The organism is Saccharopolyspora sp. MMCC62 (assembly GCF_057736575.1).
Genome location: NZ_JBYKCM010000004.1, coordinates 428,438 through 444,436 on the forward strand (window position 1 = coordinate 428,438; position 15,999 = coordinate 444,436).

Genomic DNA, 15,999 nt, shown 5'->3' on the forward strand with positions numbered 1-15,999 from the left:
TCCTGATCCACTGGAAGGAGGGGGCGGTCGTCGGCCGTCCCCTCCGCCGTTCCCGGAGGTGCGCGTGAGGACTTCGCTGGACGCCGAGCAGGTTCGGCGGCGGTTGGACCGGTTGTCGGCGGTGGACGAGGACATGGCGCGGCGCTACCCGGGAGCCGGGTCGGCGCGGCAACCGGTGCACACCTGCTACGTGCCCGCGTCCGCGGTGGACGCGCAGGTGCTGCGGTCGTGGGCCGGCGCCGCGCTGGACGCGTTCGACGAGCACCTGCCGGATCCGGCCGCGCTCGGCGCCCTGCTGGGACTGGCCGACCCCGTGGCGGCCGCGGTGCATCCGCGGGTGCGGGAGAAGCTGGCCGGGGCACCGGTGGAGGACCTGCGGATCGACTTCGAGGACGGCTACGGCTCGCCCGGCGACGAGGCCGAGGACGCCGACGCCGAACGCGCCGCCGGGATCGTCGCCGGCTGGCTGCGGGACGGGGCGCAGCCGCTGAACTTCGGGCTGCGCGTGAAGTCCTTCGACGACCCCGAACTGCGGGCCCGCTCGGTGCGCACGCTGGACGTGTTCCTCACCGCGCTGCTGCAGCGGTGGGGGAGCCTGCCCGCCGGATTCGTGCTCACCTTCCCGAAGGTCGTGGACGTCGCGCAGGTCGAGGTGCTGGTGGAGCTGCTGGAACTGTTCGAGCAGCAGCTCGGGCTGGCCTCCGGGTCGTTGCGGTTCGAGATCCAGGTCGAGACCACCCAGTCCATCGTGGACGGTTCGGGGCGGCTGGCGCTGCCGAGGTTCGTCGAGGCCGGGCGGCGGCGCGTCAGCGGGTTGCACTTCGGCACCTACGACTACACCGCGAGCTGCGGGCTCACCGCCGCGCACCAGCACCTCGCGCACCGCTCCTGCGACTTCGCCCGGCACGTGATGCAGGTGTCCGCGGCCGGGACCGGGATCTTCCTGTCCGACGGGTCCACCAACGTGCTGCCCGTGGGCGACCAGGTGCACCACGGCTGGCGCAACCACTACGAGCTGGTGCGGCGCTCGCTCGCGCACGGCTTCTACCAGGGCTGGGACCTGCATCCGGCGCAGCTGGTGAGCCGGTACGCGGCCGTGTTCGCCGCGTTCCGGGAGAGCGCGCCCGCCCAGGCCGAGCGGCTGGCCGCCTACGTCGGCTCCGGGAGCGGTGCGGTCCTCGACGAGCCCGCCACCGCCCGCGCCCTGGCGTCCGCGTTCGTGCGCGCCCTCGACGGCGGAGCGATCGACGCGGCGGAGGCGCGCGAGCTGACCACGGTCGACGAGACCCGGCTGCGCACCCTAGCCCGCCTCTAACCCCCACTTTTTCCGAGTGAACGGACCGTTCGTCCCATCTAGTTGGTCGAACGGTCCGTTCACTCGGGTCGGTCGTCGCGGGGTGAACGGACCGTTCGCGCCGTCGAGCCGACCGAGCGGTTCGTTGACTCGGGCTGTTCGTTCGGGGTGAACGGACCGTTCGTCCGATCTAGTTGGTCGAACGGTCCGTTCACTCCGGTCGGGTCGCTGCCGCCCCTGGACGGTTCGAGTCGGCCCGGCTTGCTCGGGTGAACGGGGCGTCGGTTGGGGCCTTTTTGGAGAACGGACGGTCGTTATTTTGGCTGCGGCGGCACCAGCGCGGGGTGAACGGACCGTTCGGCTCGCGGCCGTTCCCGGACGGTTCGAGCCGGCTCGGGTCTCCTCGGGTGAACGGGGCGTCGGCCGGCCCCTGTTAGGCGAACGGGCGTTCGTTATTACGGCGGCGGCACCATCGCCGGGTGATCGTCCCGTTCGGTCGGTCGGACGGTCCGTTCGCTCGGGGGCGGCGGCTAGGGTCGGTGGGGAGTCCAGATCGGCCTGGGGAGGCGGCATGTCCGGCAGTGACGAGCTCGTGACGACGGAGGACGCGGTCGCCGCGCTCACGACCGAACTCCGCGAAGGCCAGATGTTCGGCCCGGCGGTGCAGCAGGGTGGCACGACGCTGCTGCCTGTCGTGCAGGTGCGTCGGGGCGGCGGGGTGAGCGGCCGCCGCAAGAACCGCTCGGGCGGGGGTGGCACGATCGCGAAGCCGGTGGGGGCGTGGGCGGTGACCTCGGACGGCGCCGTCTGGCATCCGGCGGTGGACGTGAACCGCATCGTGCTCGGCGGCCAGGTGGCGTTGACCGCGGTCGCCGTGGCGCTGGCGGTGGCCTTCCGCCGCAAGCGCTGACCGCCCGGCACGGAACCCCAACCCGAAATCCCCGGCACAGCCCGGAATCCCGCCCGGCCGCGGCCCGCGACCGCCGTGGCCGGCGAGCTCAGTGCAGCACGGTGAGCAGTCCTTCGACCCCGCGCTGGAACGCGGCGCCGACGTTCTCCGCGCCGTCGATGTGGGCGCCGGTCATCGCGCCGTCGCGCATCATCACGAAGTGCCGCGCGGCGTGCTCCGGTTTCCCACGGCGCGGTGAGTCCCCGAAGACCTGCGCGAACAGCGCGGTGAGCTCGTCGACGTACCAGGCGCGGTGGTCGAGCACGACCTGGCGCACCGGGTTGCCGGGTTCGGGGTATTCGTTGGCGGCGTTGAGGAATGCGCAGCCGCGGAATTCGGGCCTGCCGAGGTCCGCGGCGACTCCGTCCCCGATCGCGCGCACCGCGTCGGCGGGGCTCGGCGCGTCGTCGACGGCGGTGCGCACTCCGGCGCGGATGTGCGCGTCGACGTCGCGGAGGTAGGCGAGCACGAGCGCTTCCTTGGAGGGGAAGTGCCGGTAGAACGTGGCCCGCGTGGTCGGCGCTTCGGCGAGGATGCGTTCGACGCCGACGGCCCGGATGCCTTCGCCGTAGAAGAGCGCGCTCGCGGTGTCGAGCAGCCGGTCGCGGGCTTCGGACCGGCCGCGCGGGTTCGGGTCCTCGGTTCGCGTCGTCGCCATGCGGCCACCGTAGCAGAAAGAACGATCGTTCTTGCTTTCTGCGGCGCGGTCTGCCACGCTTCCCCCATCGGGAGAGAGAACGGTCTTTCTCCCTTGGCTCGACGCCGAGCCGCCTCGATGAAGGGACCCCGCCATGACCACCGCCACCGCCCCCGCCGCCCCGACCGGTGTCGCGGCGACGCTGCGCCGCCTCTACTTCGTGCGCTTCGGGTTCGCCCTGGTCTGGGCGGTCCTGGTGTTCCTCACCGCGTCCAGCCTCGGCCCGCTGACGGCGGTGCTGCTGGTGCTGTACCCGGTGTTCGACGTGGCGGCGGCGATCGTCGACGCCCGCTCGTCGCGGGGTTCCGCGGCGGGGCTCTACGCGAACATCGCGATCAGCACGCTGGCCGCGGCCGGCCTGATCTTCGCGCTCACCTCGGGCATTCCGGCGGTGCTGCGGGTGTGGGGTGCGTGGGCGGTCGTGGCCGGTGCGGTGCAGCTCGGGGTGGCCGTGCGGCGGCTCCGCCTGGGCGGGCAGTGGGCGATGATCGCCAGCGGTGGCATCTCCGTGCTGGCCGGTGCCTCGTTCTTCATGATGGCGGGGAAGCCGGACGCCTCGCTGGCGAACGTCGCCGGGTACGCGCTGCTCGGCGGGATCTTCTTCCTGGTCTCGGCGGTGCGCCTCGGCTCCGCGCCGCGTTCCTGAGTCGGCGAATCCCGCCAGGTCAGCGGCCCGTTCGCCGCACGAGCTCGGGGCTCGGTTCCGCGCCGTGTTCCCGGGATCAGGTGAGCGGCCCACCCGCCCCCCGGACGCGGGCGGGTGGGCCGCTCACCTCGACGTGTGCGTGCTCAGGCCGCCGGGTCGATGCCGGACCAGGTGATGAGGCGGTCCGCGACCTCGGTGACGGTGGGCCGGGCACCGGGGTCGGGCGCGAGGCAGGCGTCGACGGTGCGGGACAGCCGCGCGGGCAGCCGCCGCCGGGTGCGCAGCGGTGGCGGGGCGGACGTGAGCTGCGGGTAGTGGCGCACCCCGTCCGCGCCGCGCCGGTGCGGGTGCTCCGCCCACGGCGGGGCTCCGGACAGCGCCTCCCACAGCGTGATCCCGAGCCCCCACACGTCGGTGGCCGCGGTCATCTCGCCGCCGCGCGCCTGCTCCGGCGACAGGTAGTCGAAGGTCCCGGCGGAACTCCGCTCCCCGACGCGGCAGGCGAGGCTCAGGTCCAGCAGCACCGCCCGCCCGCCGGTGGAGATCACGTTGGAGGGCTTCACGTCCAAGTGCGCCCACCCCTGCCGGTGCAGGTAGCCGAGCGCGGAGCACAGCTGCACGCCGAGGATCGCCGCATCCACCGGTCGCAGCCGTTCGTGCTGGTCCAGCAGGTAGCTCAGCGTCGCGCCGGGCAGCGTCTCGGTGATCACCACGGGCCGCTCGGGTTCGCCGCTGAGCAGCGTTCTGTAGCCGCGCACCAGGTTCGGGTGGGTGAGCGACCCGAGCAGCTCGCCTTCGCCGCGCAGCCGTTCCGCCGCCGTGGAGTCCGCGGCGCGTTCGGGCCGCAACGTCTTGCCGATGCAGCGGCAGTCGCGTTCCTCGCTCCACAGGTCGTAGACGTCGAGGCGGTTTCCCCGCCGCAGCAACGAGATCACGCGGTACCCGGGGGCCAGGTGCTCGCCCGGCCCGAGGGCGGGCCCGGGCGGGCCCCAGTCGCCTTCGTCGTAGTACGAGCTGGCTTCGTCCGGGGCCGGTGCAGCGCTCAACTGCGGCTGCGGTGGCGTCGACGGCCCGAGCCGCTGCGGCTGGAGCTGTCGCGGCGACGGCGGCGGTGATCGCTGCTGGAGCCGCTGTGCCCGCGGTGGTGGCGGTGGCGGTCGCTGCTGTCGCGGGAGGAGCGGTGGCTGTGCTTGGCGGGGGACAGCGAGTTGAACAGCTTGCCCAAGTCCATTGTGGACCTCCTGGTGGCGGCCGGTGCCGATCCCGGTCGGCGAGATCATCTCCTGCCAGCGTACGCGAAGAACGGGCATACCGGACGGGGTCGAAACGTGCTCGCCGCGGGTGAACGGACCGTTCGTCCCGTCTAGTTGGTCGAACGGTCCGTTCACTCGTGCTGGGCGGGGAGTGAACGGACCGGTTGCCTCATCTCGTTGGGCGAACGGTCCGTTCACTCCGGTCGCGGGCGGCGGTGCGTCAGCGTCCGCCGGTGGTGGAGCGTCCCCGGATCCCGGCCAGGAGGTACGTGGTGCGGCGGTCGTAGTCCTCCCGGGGTGGCCGCGGGCCGTGCTTGAGGACGAGGGCGTTGTCGTGGACGAGCGCGTGCAGGTCGCTCGCCGTGAACTCCGGCCGCAGCACGCCGGAGGTGCGGGCCGCCGCGACGATTTCCTCGTTGGCCTCGCTTCCGGCGCGGCAGATCTCCACGAGCTGCGGCGAGTCCGGGTAGGTCTGCAGCAGGACGTCGTTGACGGCGGGCTGGCGGTACTGGAGGTCGCGGATCGCGGTGAGGTAGTGCTCGATCCGCTCGCCGGCGTCGTCGATGGCCCGCGCGCGGTCGATGACGGCGCACAGCTCGTTCGTCACGACCTCTTCGATGACGGCTTCGATGAGGCCGATCCGCCCGCCGAACCGGTTGAAGATCGTCGCCTTGCTCACCCCCGCCGCCTTGGCGACCTCTTCCAGCGGCACGGCCAGGCCCTGGCCCTGGAAGGCGCCGATCGCGGCGGAGCGGATCTGCTCGGAGTTGCGCCGGGCATCGGCGCGCAGCTGGGGTTCCGGGGGTACCGCGCCGGGCATCGTCGCCTCTTCCTGTCGTGCGCCGTCATAACTTGACTCTTCGGGTCAGTTTACTTACGGTCGGGGCCGAAGGCTAAATTGACACCCCGGGTCAACTTGTGCGGGGCGTCGTCCACCTGGGCGGATGTCCGGAAAGGTCGAGCAGATGATCGTTGTCACCGGTGCCACCGGTGGGCTGGGCGCTGCCATCGTCGAGCACCTCCTGGAGCGCCTGCCCGCCGAGCGGATCGGCGTCAGCGTCCGCGACGTCACCCGGGCGCGGCACTTCGCCGACCGCGGCGTGCGGGTGCGCCGGGGCTCCTACGAGGACCCGGTCGCGCTGCGCGACTCGTTCGCCGGTGCCGAGCAGGTCCTCCTGGTGTCCGGCAACGATCCGGCCGCCGACGTCGTCGGCCTGCACCGCGGTGCCGTCGAAGCCGCGGTCGCGGCCGGTGCCCGGCGGATCGTCTACACGAGCCAGCACGGCGCCGTCCCCGGCAACCCGTACCGGCCCTCGGACATCCACGTCGCCACCGAGGCGTTCCTCGCCGACTCCGGAGTCGACTGGACCGCGCTGCGCAACGGCGCCTACGGCCCGCTCGACCAGGTCCTGGGCCCGTGGCAGCGGACCGGCGCGATCGCTCGGCCGGAAGACGGACCCGTCCCGTACACCGACCGCGACGAGGTGGCCGAGGCCACCGCCGTCCTCCTCGCCGGTGACCGCACCCTCGACGGCCCTGCCACCCTCGCCGCGCCGGCCGCCGTCACCTTCGACGATCTCGGCCGGATCGCCTCCGACCTCACCGGTCGTGCCATCGGGCGGATCGTCGTGGACGACGAGCAGTGGGTCGCCGACCAGATCGCGAGCGGTGTGCCGGAGCAGGTGGCTCGACTCCTGCTCACCTTCTACCAGGCTGCGCGGGCGGGGTACTTCGCCGAACCGGGCTCGCTGCTGGCGGAACTCCTCGGCCGCGAACCCCGCACCGTCGCGGACCGGCTCGCCGCGGACCTCGGCGCCTGAAGTCGAGCTGCCACTCCGGTTCTCGTTCCGCTGGATGAACGGTCCGCTCACTCTGCCCACGGGATACGCAGGTCCGGGTGAACGGACCGTTCGTCCGGTCTGGTTGGACGAAGGGTCCGTTCACCCGGCGGGTTCGGGGTGAACGGACCGTTTGCCTGATCTGGCTGGTCGAACGGTCCGTTCACTCGACGAGAACCTGGGTGAACGGGCCGTTCGTCCGGTCTGGTTGGTCGAACGGTCCGTTCACTCGACGAGAACCTGGGTGAACGGGCCGTTCGTCCGGTCTGGTTGGTCGAACGGTCCGTTGACTCGGCGGGTTCGGGGTGAACGGACCGTTCGCCTCGTCTGGCTGGACGAACGGTCCGTTCACTCCGGGGTGGTGGCCGGGCGCTGGTCGGAGGGGGTGCGCCCGGCCACCGGCCGGTCGGGGCGGTGTCGGGGAGGTCCCGCCGCGGACCGGGTCAGGGGCTCAGAAGTCCCAGGTGAGCAGGAGGTAGTCGTGCTCCGCGGCGAACTCGGCGCACTGCGGGCAGCGCGCCGTGATGTCGGCGGAGCGCGGCCGGCGCGGCGGTGGCGTGTCGAACGGGACGCGGATCCGGGTGCCGCACAACGTCGCCGCCCGCGCCCCGCCGGGTAGCGCGCCCGGCCGGGACGGGGTGGCGTGCCGCAGGTGCAGCGCCAGGCCGACGATCCAGAACGCCACCGGCCTGCTGCACCGGTACGGGTGGGGCAACGCCACGACCGTCCTCCTTTCGGTTCGATCACCGGGCGAACCGCTGACGAATCGAAAGGTAGATCGCTACCTTCTGGCCCAGCGAATGTGTGACGCCGCAGTTCAGCGGATTGTCGCGCTGCAAATCCGGTCAGTTCTCGAACCGATCCCACGCCGGAATCCGGAGGTCATGGAATGCGGCAATCAGAAGCCCTGCGTCAGCTCGGGCTCGGCGTGCGACTGCGCACCTTGCGGGAGAATCGCGGAATGACCACCCGATCGGTGGCGGCGGCCCTGGGTGTCTCACGTTCCTCGATCAGCCGGACCGAGCGCGGCACGCGCGCCCCGGATCGCGAGGAGGTGAGCGCGCTGTGCGCGTTGTTCGGCGTCATCGGTGACGACAAGCAGGAATTGCTGGACCGCGTCGGCGAGTCGAACGAGACGTCCGCGTGGCTGGCGCTGGGCGACGGCATGTCCGAGCAGCTCGCGAGCCTGCTCGTGCTGGAACGCGAAGCCGCGAAGATCACGTGCGTGGAACTGGCCCTGATCCCGGGTTTAGCGCAGGCGGCCGACTACACCCGTTGCCTGATGGCGAGCGCCGGTCTGCAACCGCGCGAAGTGGAACGCCGGGTGGCGTCGAGGCTCGGCAGGCAAGCAGTGCTGTCCAGGCCGAGGCCTCCGCACGTCCGCTTCGTGATCGACGAGTCCGCGTTGAGCAGGACCCTGGGCAGTGAAACGGCGCTGAGGTTGCAGCTCGAACACCTGATCAGCGTCGGGCGCCGACCGAACGTCGAGATCCGCGTGATCCCGTTGTCCGCTCCGGCGCACCGGGTGTTGAACGGAGCGTTCAGCTACTTCGAGCTCGCGGACGGCACGGGCTACGCCTTCGTCGAGTCGCAGGGTTTCGCCGTATGCCTCGCCGAAGCTGTCGATCTGCGACTGGTCGTGGAAACCTGCAACGAAGTGGACGATATCGCGCTGGGTGAGCGCGAATCACTGGAGTTGATCAAGAAAGCCGCGGAGGGACTGTCCGATGAGCGACTGGGTGTGGCGGAAGAGCTCTAGGAGCAACGCTTACCACAACTGCGTCGAGGTGGCGTTATCGCCGACGTCCGTGGCGGTCCGGGATTCCAAGGATCGCGCGGCCGGTTCCCTGTCGTTCTCGACGCGGAACTGGCGGCGGTTCCTGGCGGGCCTCGACGCCGGGCGTTCTGGTGGTGAGCCGGACGATGGCTGAACCGAACTGGCGGACGAGCACGTACAGCGGTGACTACAACTGCGTAGAGGTGGCTCTTTTGCCTGAGTCCGCGGCCATTCGGGATTCGAAGGATCGCGCGGCCGGGTTCTTGTCGTTCTCGTCGCGCGCGTGGCAACGTTTCCTGTTCGGGATCAAAACCTCCCACTGCGACTGTTGGGCGGAAGGGGAACGACATCATGACCGAACCGATGTGGCGCAAGAGTTCGCGGAGCAACGCATTTGACAACTGCGTGGAGGTGGCGTTGTCGCAGGACGCGGCAGCGGTCCGGGACTCCAAGGATCGCGCGGCCGGTTCCCTGTCGTTCTCGACGCGGGACTGGCGGCGGTTCCTGAGCGGGGTCGGCGAAGGCCACTATGACCGATGAGTGAGCTGAACTGGCGGAAGAGCACCCGCAGCAACCAGTACAACTGCGTAGAAGTGGCGTTATCGCCCCACTTCGTCGCGCAGCGGGACTCGAAGGCGGTGGAGGACGGGCGGCTCACCGTCTCCCCGGCGCGCTGGACTTCGTTCCTCCGCGGCCTCGAATCGGGCCGTTTCGACCGCTGACCGCTGAGCCCTGACCGCTGACCGCTAGCCGAACCGTGGTGGGCGGCCCGACCCGCGGCGGGCCGCCCACCGCGGGATCACGGCTGGGAGATCGGCTGCGCGACCGCGGCGGCGGCGTCGATGACGCCGTGCCCGGTGAACAGGCTGAACTGCCCGGTCTTGTCGCTGCCGGGGGAGTGCGCGGTGTCGATCAGCGCCTGCTCCACCTGGTCGGCGGTGCGGCCCTGGGCGGTGAGCAGCGCGGCGACGCCGGTGACCATCGGCGCGGCCATCGAGGTGCCGGCGAGCGCGTCGTAGTCCGGGTCACCGCACTTGGTGCCGGTGCCGCGCGGCACGGTGGAGACGATGTCGCCCTCGCAGGTGCCGTCGCCCGCACCGCCGGGGGCGGCCACGGCCTTGAAGTCCAGCTTCAGGCCGAAGTTGGAGTACGAGGCCTTCTTCTCGGCGCGGTCGGTGGCGGCGACGCACATGGCGCCCCGCTCCCACGCCGGGGTGTCGCACAGCGGCGCGGTCTCGTTGCCCGCCGAGGCGATGACGACGACGCCCTTCTCGCGGGCGTAGTCGACGGCGTCCTTCGCCTGCGCCTGGAGCCCGAGCAGCGTCAGCAGCTGGGAGCCGGGCTGCGCGCCGAGGCTCAGGTTGATGACGTTGGCGCCGTGGTCGGCGGCGTAGCGGATGCCCGCGCCGATCTCGGCGAAGTCGCCCTTGCCGTCTTCCAGGACCTTCACCGGCATGATCTTCGCGTCGGGCGCGACACCGGCGCCACCGACGCCGTTGTTCGCGGCGGCCGCGGCGATCCCGGACACGTGCGTGCCGTGCACGTCGGTCTCCTGGCCGACGCCGTCCGGCCCGCGCCAGTCACCGTTGCCGCACGGCGCGGGACCGCCGCCGCAGGTGAAGGTGGCGCCCGGGACCAGCTGCGAGCGCAGGTCGGGGTGGTCGAGGTCGACACCGGTGTCGACGACGGCGATGACCTGCCCGGCGCCGGTGCTGGTCTGCCAGGCCTGTTCGGCGTGGATCTGGTCGAGGCCCCACTGCTGACCGGCGAGGGGGTCCTGGGTGGCGGCGGCGGAGGCGGACGGCGCGGCGAGCGCGGTCAAGCCTGCGACCGTGATTGCGAGGGCCCGTAAACGCATGGGCTGCTCCCGGAGTTCGGTGAAAAGTTCAGGCGATCAACGACAGCCTGACCACCGACGTTCCGGCCCGATACACGTCCGAGTCCAGAATGGGACGAGCAGCGCAGCGAATTGCGCTGAACGGAGCAGCGCCGAACGGATAAAACGGACCCGATGTCCACAGAGGACATCGGGTCCATTGCCTCCCTCGCCCCGTGCCGCGCAACGAGATCGTGCACCGCGCGGGACTGATCGGAACGATAGCCGGGAGCCGCCCCGCGCAGAACCGTTCCGCGGCTTCACGATCGGGTGGAAAGGCCTGATCGTTCAAGAGGAAACTTCTTGCTACAGCAGGGGATTCAGCCCGTCCCAGGACAGCTCCGCCATCCACATGCCGCGATCGCCGGGCGGCTCGGCGAGATCGCCGTGGAACGCGATGAGCTCGCCGTCGTCGAACACGTCCTGCCCGCCGGGATTCGTCACCGCGCCGCCGAGCGACTCCCGGCTCAGCAGCGCACCCGGCGCCTTCGTGAACGGGCCGGTCGGGCTCGGCGCCGTCGCGAAGTTCGTGAAGTAATCGCCGCTGTAGAACGTGTTCCCCGAGTACAGCAGCACGTATCCCTGCGGGCGGCGCACCAGCGTCGGCGCCTCCACCACCCCGGCCTCCTCCGGGCGGTCCGCCCGCAGCAGCGGGACGTCCCGGCCGGTGGGGGCGAGCCCGTCGGCCGCAACCGGTCTCATGTGGATGGTCGACGGGCCGCTGCGGGCCTGGCTGCCCCGGGAATCCTTGTACAGCAGGTACCGGCTGCCGTCGTCGTCGACGAAGCTCGCCGGGTCGATCACGTCGCCCTGGCCGGGTGCGCAGATCAGCGGATCCGGGCTCGTCGGCTCGAACGGGCCGGTGGGGGAATCCGCGACGGCGGCGCCGATGCACTGGTGGCCGGAACCGCTGTGGTGCGCGGTGTAGTACAGCAGGAACGTGCCGTCGGAGCGTTCGCTCACGTCCGGCGCCCACACGTTCAGGCCGCCGTTCTCGGACGGGCCCACCCACGGCGGCAGGGACGGCAGCGCGTCCGGCTGCCGCTCCCACGGTCCTTCCGCGTCGGTGGCGGTCGCGAGCTGCACGTTCGAGCCCGCGGTGTTGGTGGCGTACGCGTAGTACTCCCCGTTGTGGGACAGCACGTCGGGGTCCGGGAAGTTGCGGTCGATGACCTTCCCGGCGCTCGTCCCGGCGGCGCGCTCGTCGGCGAGCGCGGCGGGTGGCGCGAGGAGCAGCAGCACGGCGGCGGTCAGGCTCAGGTGGCGGCATGGTCGCGGCACGGGTTCCCCTTCGTCGGCAGCCCCACCAGTGCACCGGCGCCCCGCGCGTCCCGCCGGACACATTCACCCCACGAGTGACACTCGATCCGGTGGTTCACCGTGCGCGCCGCCGCTGCCGCCCCGCGACCCGTTCCGGACCGCGAAATCCAGCAGGTGCACGGCCGTCCCATCGGGTCGGGCGAACAGACCGGGTGACCGGTCCGGTCACCCGCGGTGCGGCGGGATCAGAACTCGGGGAGGCCGTACCAGGCCATCGGTGCCTCGGGCACGTCGTCGCGGGTGACGATTCCTTCGATCAGGCCGTACGGGCGATCCGCGGCGAAGAAGACCTCGTTGTCGTTGTCCAGTCCGAACGGCTCCAGGTCCACCCGGAAGTGGTGCTTGTTCGGCAGCGACAGCCGCACCTCGGCGATGTCCGGGTGCGACGCCAGCACCGCCTCGCCCATCGCGTGCAGCGTCTGCTGCAACGCCAGGCTGTGCGTCGTCGCGAACGCCGACAGCAGCGCCGCGCGCACCGAGGCGAAGCTCGCCGCCCACGGCACCTCCGTGCCCAGGTGCCGCCAGCGCGCCGACACCGCCGTCGCCAGGACGCGGTCCGAGGTCTCCGGCAACGTCGTGTACTCGTCCCGCGGGAAGCCGTGGAACTCGGAGCCGGTCGACTTGAGCACCACCAGGTCCTCGATCCCGCTCACCACGTGCACGTCGCCGCCGTCGACCGTGACGGCCGCGGTCCGCGTCTCCGCGCCGCTGCGGCGGAACGCGTGGTCGTGGCCCGCGCCGTCCACCTCGATGCGCTCCCACCCGTGCTCGGCGACCGTGATCCGCGCGCCCCGCACCGGTTCCCGGCTCGCGACGAAGTGCTTCCCCAGCCGCAGCGCGAAATCCTCCACCTCGCCGATCGGATACCGCTTCGCGAACGCGTAGGCGGTGTTCTTCTGCGAATCCGTCGGCAGCACGTTCGCGTTGTCCCCGGTGCGGTGCGCCGCCGCGAAGTCCCCGCGCAGCGCGGTGCTGACGGTGAGTTCCCGGATCTCGTGCCGGGCGGTGCCGCGGTCCACCGCGACCAACCTGATCTCGGCCTTGCCGTACTGGTTCGGTCCCGGCACGATGCCCACGGCGATCAGCTCCCTCGGTAGGTGGAGTAGGCGAACGGGCTCAGCAGCAGCGGAACGTGGTGGTGCTGCGCGGGATCGGCGATGCGGAAGGTGATCTGCACCAGCGGGTAGAACGACGCGGTGCCGCGCGCCGCGAAGTAGGCGCCGGTGTCGAAGGTCAACCGGTAGTCGCCGGGCGCCAGCACCTCCGGGCCGAGCGAGCCGACGCGACCGTCCTCGTCGGTGACGCCCGCCGCGATCGGCTCCGCGCCCTCCAGGCCCTCCAGCCGGACCGCGATCCCGGCGGCCGGGCGGCCCAGCGCGGCGTCCAGCACGTGCGTGGTCACGGCACTCATCCGATCACCTTCCCCAAGCGCAGCAGCGCGATCTTGCGCAGTTCGTCGGCGACCACGCGCAGCTCGGTGCGCGGATCGTGGTGCATCCGGGAGCGCAGCACCGCCAGCAGCTCCGCGCCACCGCGACCGGCGGCGCACACCAGGTACACGTGCCCGAACCTCCGCTCGTAGGCCGCGTTCCCCTCCCGCAGCGCGGCCCGCAGCTCCGCGTCCTCGGAGTCCACACCGGACTGCTCGGCGCGGGACCAGGCGGCGGTGGTGGCCGCGCCCGCCGGCCGTTCGCCGATGCGGGGATGCGCGGCGAGCGCGGCGCCGACCTCGTCCGGGGTGAGCTCGCGGGCGGCCGCATCGGCCACCGCGAGCACCGCACCGGGGGAGTCGTAGGGCCGCGCATCGCACACCCGCTCGGCCCAGCGCGGCACGTCCAGGCAGGCGCGCAGCTCCGGCAGCAGGTCGGCTCGGGCGGCGGCGTTGAAGCGGTCGGGCGCGGGCATGGCCTCCCCCTCCGGGCGGGCCGCGTCGCGGCCGATCCGCGGGCTCGCGCGCACCGGCGGGCGGCGGCGCACCTGCGAGCCGAAGCTACGACCGGCACCACGGGGTGTCAACGTGCCGTTGACCCAGCGGGTGAACCGGGCTCCCGCGAGCCGCGGGCGCTCGGGGCGACCCGCCGCACGGGCGGAGCGGAAGCCGCGGCGTGCCACCGGAAACCCTCCGTGACCGAGATGTGATCGCGCCCCCGGCCCCCCGATTCGGACGGAAAGGCCTGGCGACGAAGGCCCTTCGGCTCCGCGGCACCGATCCCGGCGCAGCACCACCCGCCGAACGCCGCCCGCCGGGGTTCCCCTGATCGGGCGAGTCGGGTGGAATGTGCGAGTCACCGCCGCAAGCCCGAGGGGGAGCACTGTGCCCGGTCCCGTCCTGATCGCGCCGGACAAGTTCAAGGGGTCGCTCACCGCCCCCGACGTGGCGAACGCGCTCGCCGCGGGACTGCCCGGCGTCGAGGTGCGGCTCGCTCCCATCGCCGACGGCGGGGACGGCACCGTGGACGCCGCGATCGCCACCGGGTACCGGCGGATGCAGGCGCGCGTCACCGGCCCCGTCGGGACACCGCTGGCCGCCGACTTCGCGCTCCAGGAGGGGAAGGCCGTCGTCGAACTCGCCTCCGCGTCGGGGCTCGCGCTGCTGCCCACCCGCGAACTCGCGCCGATGACCGCCTCCAGCTTCGGCACCGGAGAACTGATCCGCGCCGCGCTCGACGCGGGCGCCCGCACCATCGTGCTCGGCGTCGGCGGCAGCGCCTGCACCGACGGCGGCGCGGGCATGCTCGCCGCGCTCGGCGCCCGGCTGCTCGCCGACGCCGGACGACCGCTGCCCCCCGGCGGTGGCGGGCTCGTCGAACTCGCCGAAGTCGACCTCAGCGGGCTCGACCCGCGCCTCGCCGACGCCGACATCGTGCTCGCGTCCGATGTGGACAACCCGCTGCTCGGGGAGCACGGCGCCGCGCACGTGTACGGGCCGCAGAAGGGCGCCGACCCCACCCAGGTGCGGCTGCTCGACGCCGCGCTGCGCAGCTGGTCCGGTGCCGTCAGCCGCGCAGGCGGGCGCGACGCCGCCGACGAACCCGGCGCCGGAGCGGCGGGCGGCGTCGGCTACGCCGCGCTCGCCGTCCTCGGCGCGCGGCAACGGCCCGGCGCCGACCTCGTGCTCGAACTCGTCGGCTTCGACGCCGCGCTGCCCGGCGCCGCGCTCGTGCTCACCGGCGAGGGCTCCGTCGACGAGCAGACCCTGCACGGCAAGGGCCCCGCCGCTGTCGCCGCCAGGGCCGCCGCGGCCGGAGTGCCCGCCATCGCCGTCGCCGGGCGCTGCTCCCTCGCGCCCGAACGGCTCCGCGACGCCGGATTCGCCGACGTGTACGCGCTCACCGACGTCGAACCCGACCCGCAGCGCTGCATCCGCGAAGCCGCCGACCTGCTGCCGCGGCTCGCCGCCCACATCGCCGAGAAGTGGCTCGCCTGACCGGACCACGGCTCCACCCGCCCGCCGGGGCGGAGTGGCACGGACGCCGCGCCCGCCCCGGTTCGTAGAGTGGGGGCGGGAACTCGGGGGAGAGGTGTGCCGGTGGCGGACGCGGACGACGAACGGCTGCCGCTGCGCGAACAAGTGCGGCGAGCGCTGCAGGACCGCATCAGCGACGGCCGCCTCCGGCCCGGCGACCGGCTCTACGAGCAGCAGATCGCCGCCGAATTCGGCGTCTCCCGAGTGCCGGTCCGCGAAGCGATCCGCATGCTGCAGAGCGAAGGGCTCGTCGACGTCGCGCCCCACCGGCGCGGCGTGTTCGTCCGCAGCCTCGACCGCGACCAGGTCGAAGAGCTCTTCGACGTCCGCGAAGCCCTCGAAGCGCTCGCCGCCCGGCTCGCCGCCACCCGCGCCGGCACCGACGACGCCGCCCGGCTCGGCGAGCTCGCCCGGCGCGCCCGGCGCGCGTGGACCGACGGCGACGTGGACGCGATGTCCGCCGCCAACACCGAATTCCACGACCGGATCGTGGCGCTGTCCGGGAACGCGCTGCTCGCCAACGTGCTGGAACCGCTGCACGGCAGGCTCGCCTGGCTGTTCCGGCTCAACCTGGAGCCCGAACGCGTGTGCCGCGAACACGACGAACTGCACGCCGCCATCGCGGGCGGGGACGGTGATCGGGCCGCGGAACTCGCGCTCGGACACGTCAGAGCAAGCAGAAAAATGGTCCTCGACAGAATGCTCTTTTGAAAGGCATTTTTCTTCGCTGCCCGTTGCGAGGAGGGCTGGGTGGCGGAACCTCAGCGCTTCCCTCGCTGCGGGATCGTTTTCACCGGTGGCTCCGCCACAGGCGAAAACGCTGTCCTCGCGAGGAAAGCGCTGAGAACCCGCGGCGGTGCCGGTTGCGTGCGTGGTCGCTGCT

21 protein-coding genes are annotated in these 15,999 nt (G+C 72.2%); 11 read left to right on the forward strand and 10 right to left on the reverse strand.

Annotated elements, in window-relative coordinates:
- The first annotated feature begins 64 nt into the window (after positions 1–64).
- Positions 65–1,315 (forward strand): DUF6986 family protein, encoded by a 1,251-nt coding sequence (locus tag AC29IT_RS12410; RefSeq protein WP_488218775.1) that lies wholly within the window; start codon positions 65–67, stop codon positions 1,313–1,315.
- 550 nt (positions 1,316–1,865) lie between these two features.
- A complete protein-coding gene (locus AC29IT_RS12415) occupies positions 1,866–2,204 on the forward strand; it encodes a hypothetical protein (RefSeq protein WP_358434157.1) in 339 nt (112 codons plus the stop codon).
- A gap of 88 nt (positions 2,205–2,292) precedes the next feature.
- Here the strand turns inward: AC29IT_RS12415 and AC29IT_RS12420 are convergent, their stop codons facing one another.
- Positions 2,293–2,901: a TetR/AcrR family transcriptional regulator gene (locus AC29IT_RS12420; protein WP_358434160.1), complete on the reverse strand. Its 609-nt coding sequence runs from the start codon at positions 2,899–2,901 to the stop codon at positions 2,293–2,295.
- Between the two features lie 133 nt (positions 2,902–3,034).
- On the opposite strand from AC29IT_RS12420, the gene AC29IT_RS12425 reads away from it, so the two are divergent.
- Entirely contained in the window at positions 3,035–3,586 is a 552-nt protein-coding gene (locus tag AC29IT_RS12425; protein ID WP_488218776.1) for a hypothetical protein, read from the forward strand.
- Between the two features lie 143 nt (positions 3,587–3,729).
- Here the strand turns inward: AC29IT_RS12425 and AC29IT_RS12430 are convergent, their stop codons facing one another.
- From AC29IT_RS12430 to AC29IT_RS12440, 3 genes are all read right to left on the reverse strand, one after another.
- Positions 3,730–4,632: a serine/threonine-protein kinase gene (locus tag AC29IT_RS12430; protein ID WP_488218777.1), complete on the reverse strand. Its 903-nt coding sequence runs from the start codon at positions 4,630–4,632 to the stop codon at positions 3,730–3,732.
- On the reverse strand, positions 4,629–4,817 hold the full coding sequence (locus AC29IT_RS12435) for a hypothetical protein (RefSeq protein ID WP_224963052.1): 189 nt from the start codon (positions 4,815–4,817) through the stop codon (positions 4,629–4,631). The genes AC29IT_RS12430 and AC29IT_RS12435 overlap by 4 nt, the downstream gene beginning before the upstream one ends.
- Before the next feature lie 242 nt (positions 4,818–5,059).
- Positions 5,060–5,659, reverse strand: a complete 600-nt coding sequence (locus AC29IT_RS12440) for a TetR/AcrR family transcriptional regulator (RefSeq protein WP_358434169.1) — start codon at positions 5,657–5,659, stop codon at positions 5,060–5,062.
- A 124-nt stretch (positions 5,660–5,783) separates the two neighbouring features.
- Here AC29IT_RS12440 and AC29IT_RS12445 point away from each other — a divergent pair, with 124 nt between their 5' ends.
- Positions 5,784–6,659, forward strand: coding sequence for an NAD(P)H-binding protein (locus AC29IT_RS12445; protein WP_488218778.1), 876 nt, complete (start codon positions 5,784–5,786; stop codon positions 6,657–6,659).
- Positions 6,660–7,128: 469 nt separating this feature from the next.
- Here AC29IT_RS12445 and AC29IT_RS12450 read toward each other — a convergent pair whose 3' ends face one another.
- Positions 7,129–7,398, reverse strand: a complete 270-nt coding sequence (locus tag AC29IT_RS12450; RefSeq protein WP_358434174.1) for a hypothetical protein — start codon at positions 7,396–7,398, stop codon at positions 7,129–7,131.
- Positions 7,399–7,566: 168 nt separating this feature from the next.
- Between AC29IT_RS12450 and AC29IT_RS12455 the strand changes: the two genes are divergently transcribed.
- From AC29IT_RS12455 to AC29IT_RS12475, 5 genes are read left to right on the forward strand one after another with little or no spacing between them, the layout of a single operon-like run.
- Positions 7,567–8,436 carry a helix-turn-helix domain-containing protein gene (locus tag AC29IT_RS12455; protein ID WP_488218779.1) on the forward strand — a complete coding sequence of 290 codons (870 nt, stop codon included), beginning with the start codon at positions 7,567–7,569 and terminating at the stop codon, positions 8,434–8,436.
- On the forward strand, positions 8,405–8,608 hold the full coding sequence (locus tag AC29IT_RS12460; RefSeq protein ID WP_224962254.1) for a DUF397 domain-containing protein: 204 nt from the start codon (positions 8,405–8,407) through the stop codon (positions 8,606–8,608). The genes AC29IT_RS12455 and AC29IT_RS12460 overlap by 32 nt, the downstream gene beginning before the upstream one ends.
- Positions 8,601–8,852, forward strand: coding sequence for a DUF397 domain-containing protein (locus AC29IT_RS12465; RefSeq protein ID WP_358434182.1), 252 nt, complete (start codon positions 8,601–8,603; stop codon positions 8,850–8,852). The genes AC29IT_RS12460 and AC29IT_RS12465 overlap by 8 nt, the downstream gene beginning before the upstream one ends.
- Positions 8,806–8,994 carry a DUF397 domain-containing protein gene (locus AC29IT_RS12470; RefSeq protein ID WP_358434185.1) on the forward strand — a complete coding sequence of 63 codons (189 nt, stop codon included), beginning with the start codon at positions 8,806–8,808 and terminating at the stop codon, positions 8,992–8,994. The genes AC29IT_RS12465 and AC29IT_RS12470 overlap by 47 nt, the downstream gene beginning before the upstream one ends.
- On the forward strand, positions 8,991–9,176 hold the full coding sequence (locus tag AC29IT_RS12475) for a DUF397 domain-containing protein (protein ID WP_488218780.1): 186 nt from the start codon (positions 8,991–8,993) through the stop codon (positions 9,174–9,176). Before AC29IT_RS12470 ends, AC29IT_RS12475 begins: the two co-directional genes overlap by 4 nt.
- A gap of 77 nt (positions 9,177–9,253) precedes the next feature.
- Here the strand turns inward: AC29IT_RS12475 and AC29IT_RS12480 are convergent, their stop codons facing one another.
- From AC29IT_RS12480 to uraD, 5 genes are all read right to left on the reverse strand, one after another.
- On the reverse strand, positions 9,254–10,276 hold the full coding sequence (locus AC29IT_RS12480) for a S8 family serine peptidase (protein WP_488218781.1): 1,023 nt from the start codon (positions 10,274–10,276) through the stop codon (positions 9,254–9,256).
- A gap of 360 nt (positions 10,277–10,636) precedes the next feature.
- Positions 10,637–11,611, reverse strand: coding sequence for a glycoside hydrolase family 43 protein (locus AC29IT_RS12485; RefSeq protein ID WP_488218782.1), 975 nt, complete (start codon positions 11,609–11,611; stop codon positions 10,637–10,639).
- A gap of 224 nt (positions 11,612–11,835) precedes the next feature.
- On the reverse strand, positions 11,836–12,726 hold the full coding sequence (gene pucL / locus AC29IT_RS12490) for a factor-independent urate hydroxylase (protein WP_488218783.1): 891 nt from the start codon (positions 12,724–12,726) through the stop codon (positions 11,836–11,838).
- Positions 12,727–12,731: 5 nt separating this feature from the next.
- Positions 12,732–13,061, reverse strand: a complete 330-nt coding sequence (uraH, locus tag AC29IT_RS12495) for a hydroxyisourate hydrolase (RefSeq protein WP_488218784.1) — start codon at positions 13,059–13,061, stop codon at positions 12,732–12,734.
- Positions 13,058–13,762, reverse strand: coding sequence for a 2-oxo-4-hydroxy-4-carboxy-5-ureidoimidazoline decarboxylase (uraD, locus tag AC29IT_RS12500; protein WP_488218785.1), 705 nt, complete (start codon positions 13,760–13,762; stop codon positions 13,058–13,060). Before uraD ends, uraH begins: the two co-directional genes overlap by 4 nt.
- A gap of 202 nt (positions 13,763–13,964) precedes the next feature.
- Between uraD and AC29IT_RS12505 the strand changes: the two genes are divergently transcribed.
- Both AC29IT_RS12505 and AC29IT_RS12510 read left to right on the forward strand, forming a co-directional pair.
- The gene (locus AC29IT_RS12505) at positions 13,965–15,077 is read left to right on the forward strand and encodes a glycerate kinase (protein WP_488218786.1); all 1,113 of its coding nucleotides are present in this window, start codon (positions 13,965–13,967) and stop codon (positions 15,075–15,077) included.
- Positions 15,078–15,179: 102 nt separating this feature from the next.
- Complete coding sequence (locus tag AC29IT_RS12510; protein WP_488218787.1) at positions 15,180–15,827, forward strand: GntR family transcriptional regulator; 648 nt, start codon at positions 15,180–15,182, stop codon at positions 15,825–15,827.
- The last annotated feature ends 172 nt before the right edge of the window (positions 15,828–15,999 follow it).

Excerpts from the sequence above, each read along its gene's own strand:
- AC29IT_RS12415 (WP_358434157.1), top strand. The coding sequence starts at position 1,866 with ATGTCCGGCAGTGACGAGCTCGTGACGACGGAGGACGCGGTCGCCGCG.
- AC29IT_RS12420 (WP_358434160.1), bottom strand. The coding sequence starts at position 2,901 with ATGGCGACGACGCGAACCGAGGACCCGAACCCGCGCGGCCGGTCCGAA.
- AC29IT_RS12425 (WP_488218776.1), top strand. The coding sequence starts at position 3,035 with ATGACCACCGCCACCGCCCCCGCCGCCCCGACCGGTGTCGCGGCGACG.
- AC29IT_RS12435 (WP_224963052.1), bottom strand. The coding sequence starts at position 4,817 with ATGGACTTGGGCAAGCTGTTCAACTCGCTGTCCCCCGCCAAGCACAGC.
- AC29IT_RS12440 (WP_358434169.1), bottom strand. The coding sequence starts at position 5,659 with ATGCCCGGCGCGGTACCCCCGGAACCCCAGCTGCGCGCCGATGCCCGG.
- AC29IT_RS12445 (WP_488218778.1), top strand. The coding sequence starts at position 5,784 with ATGTCCGGAAAGGTCGAGCAGATGATCGTTGTCACCGGTGCCACCGGT.
- AC29IT_RS12455 (WP_488218779.1), top strand. The coding sequence starts at position 7,567 with ATGCGGCAATCAGAAGCCCTGCGTCAGCTCGGGCTCGGCGTGCGACTG.
- AC29IT_RS12460 (WP_224962254.1), top strand. The coding sequence starts at position 8,405 with ATGAGCGACTGGGTGTGGCGGAAGAGCTCTAGGAGCAACGCTTACCAC.
- AC29IT_RS12465 (WP_358434182.1), top strand. The coding sequence starts at position 8,601 with ATGGCTGAACCGAACTGGCGGACGAGCACGTACAGCGGTGACTACAAC.
- AC29IT_RS12470 (WP_358434185.1), top strand. The coding sequence starts at position 8,806 with ATGACCGAACCGATGTGGCGCAAGAGTTCGCGGAGCAACGCATTTGAC.
- AC29IT_RS12475 (WP_488218780.1), top strand. The coding sequence starts at position 8,991 with ATGAGTGAGCTGAACTGGCGGAAGAGCACCCGCAGCAACCAGTACAAC.
- uraH (WP_488218784.1), bottom strand. The coding sequence starts at position 13,061 with ATGAGTGCCGTGACCACGCACGTGCTGGACGCCGCGCTGGGCCGCCCG.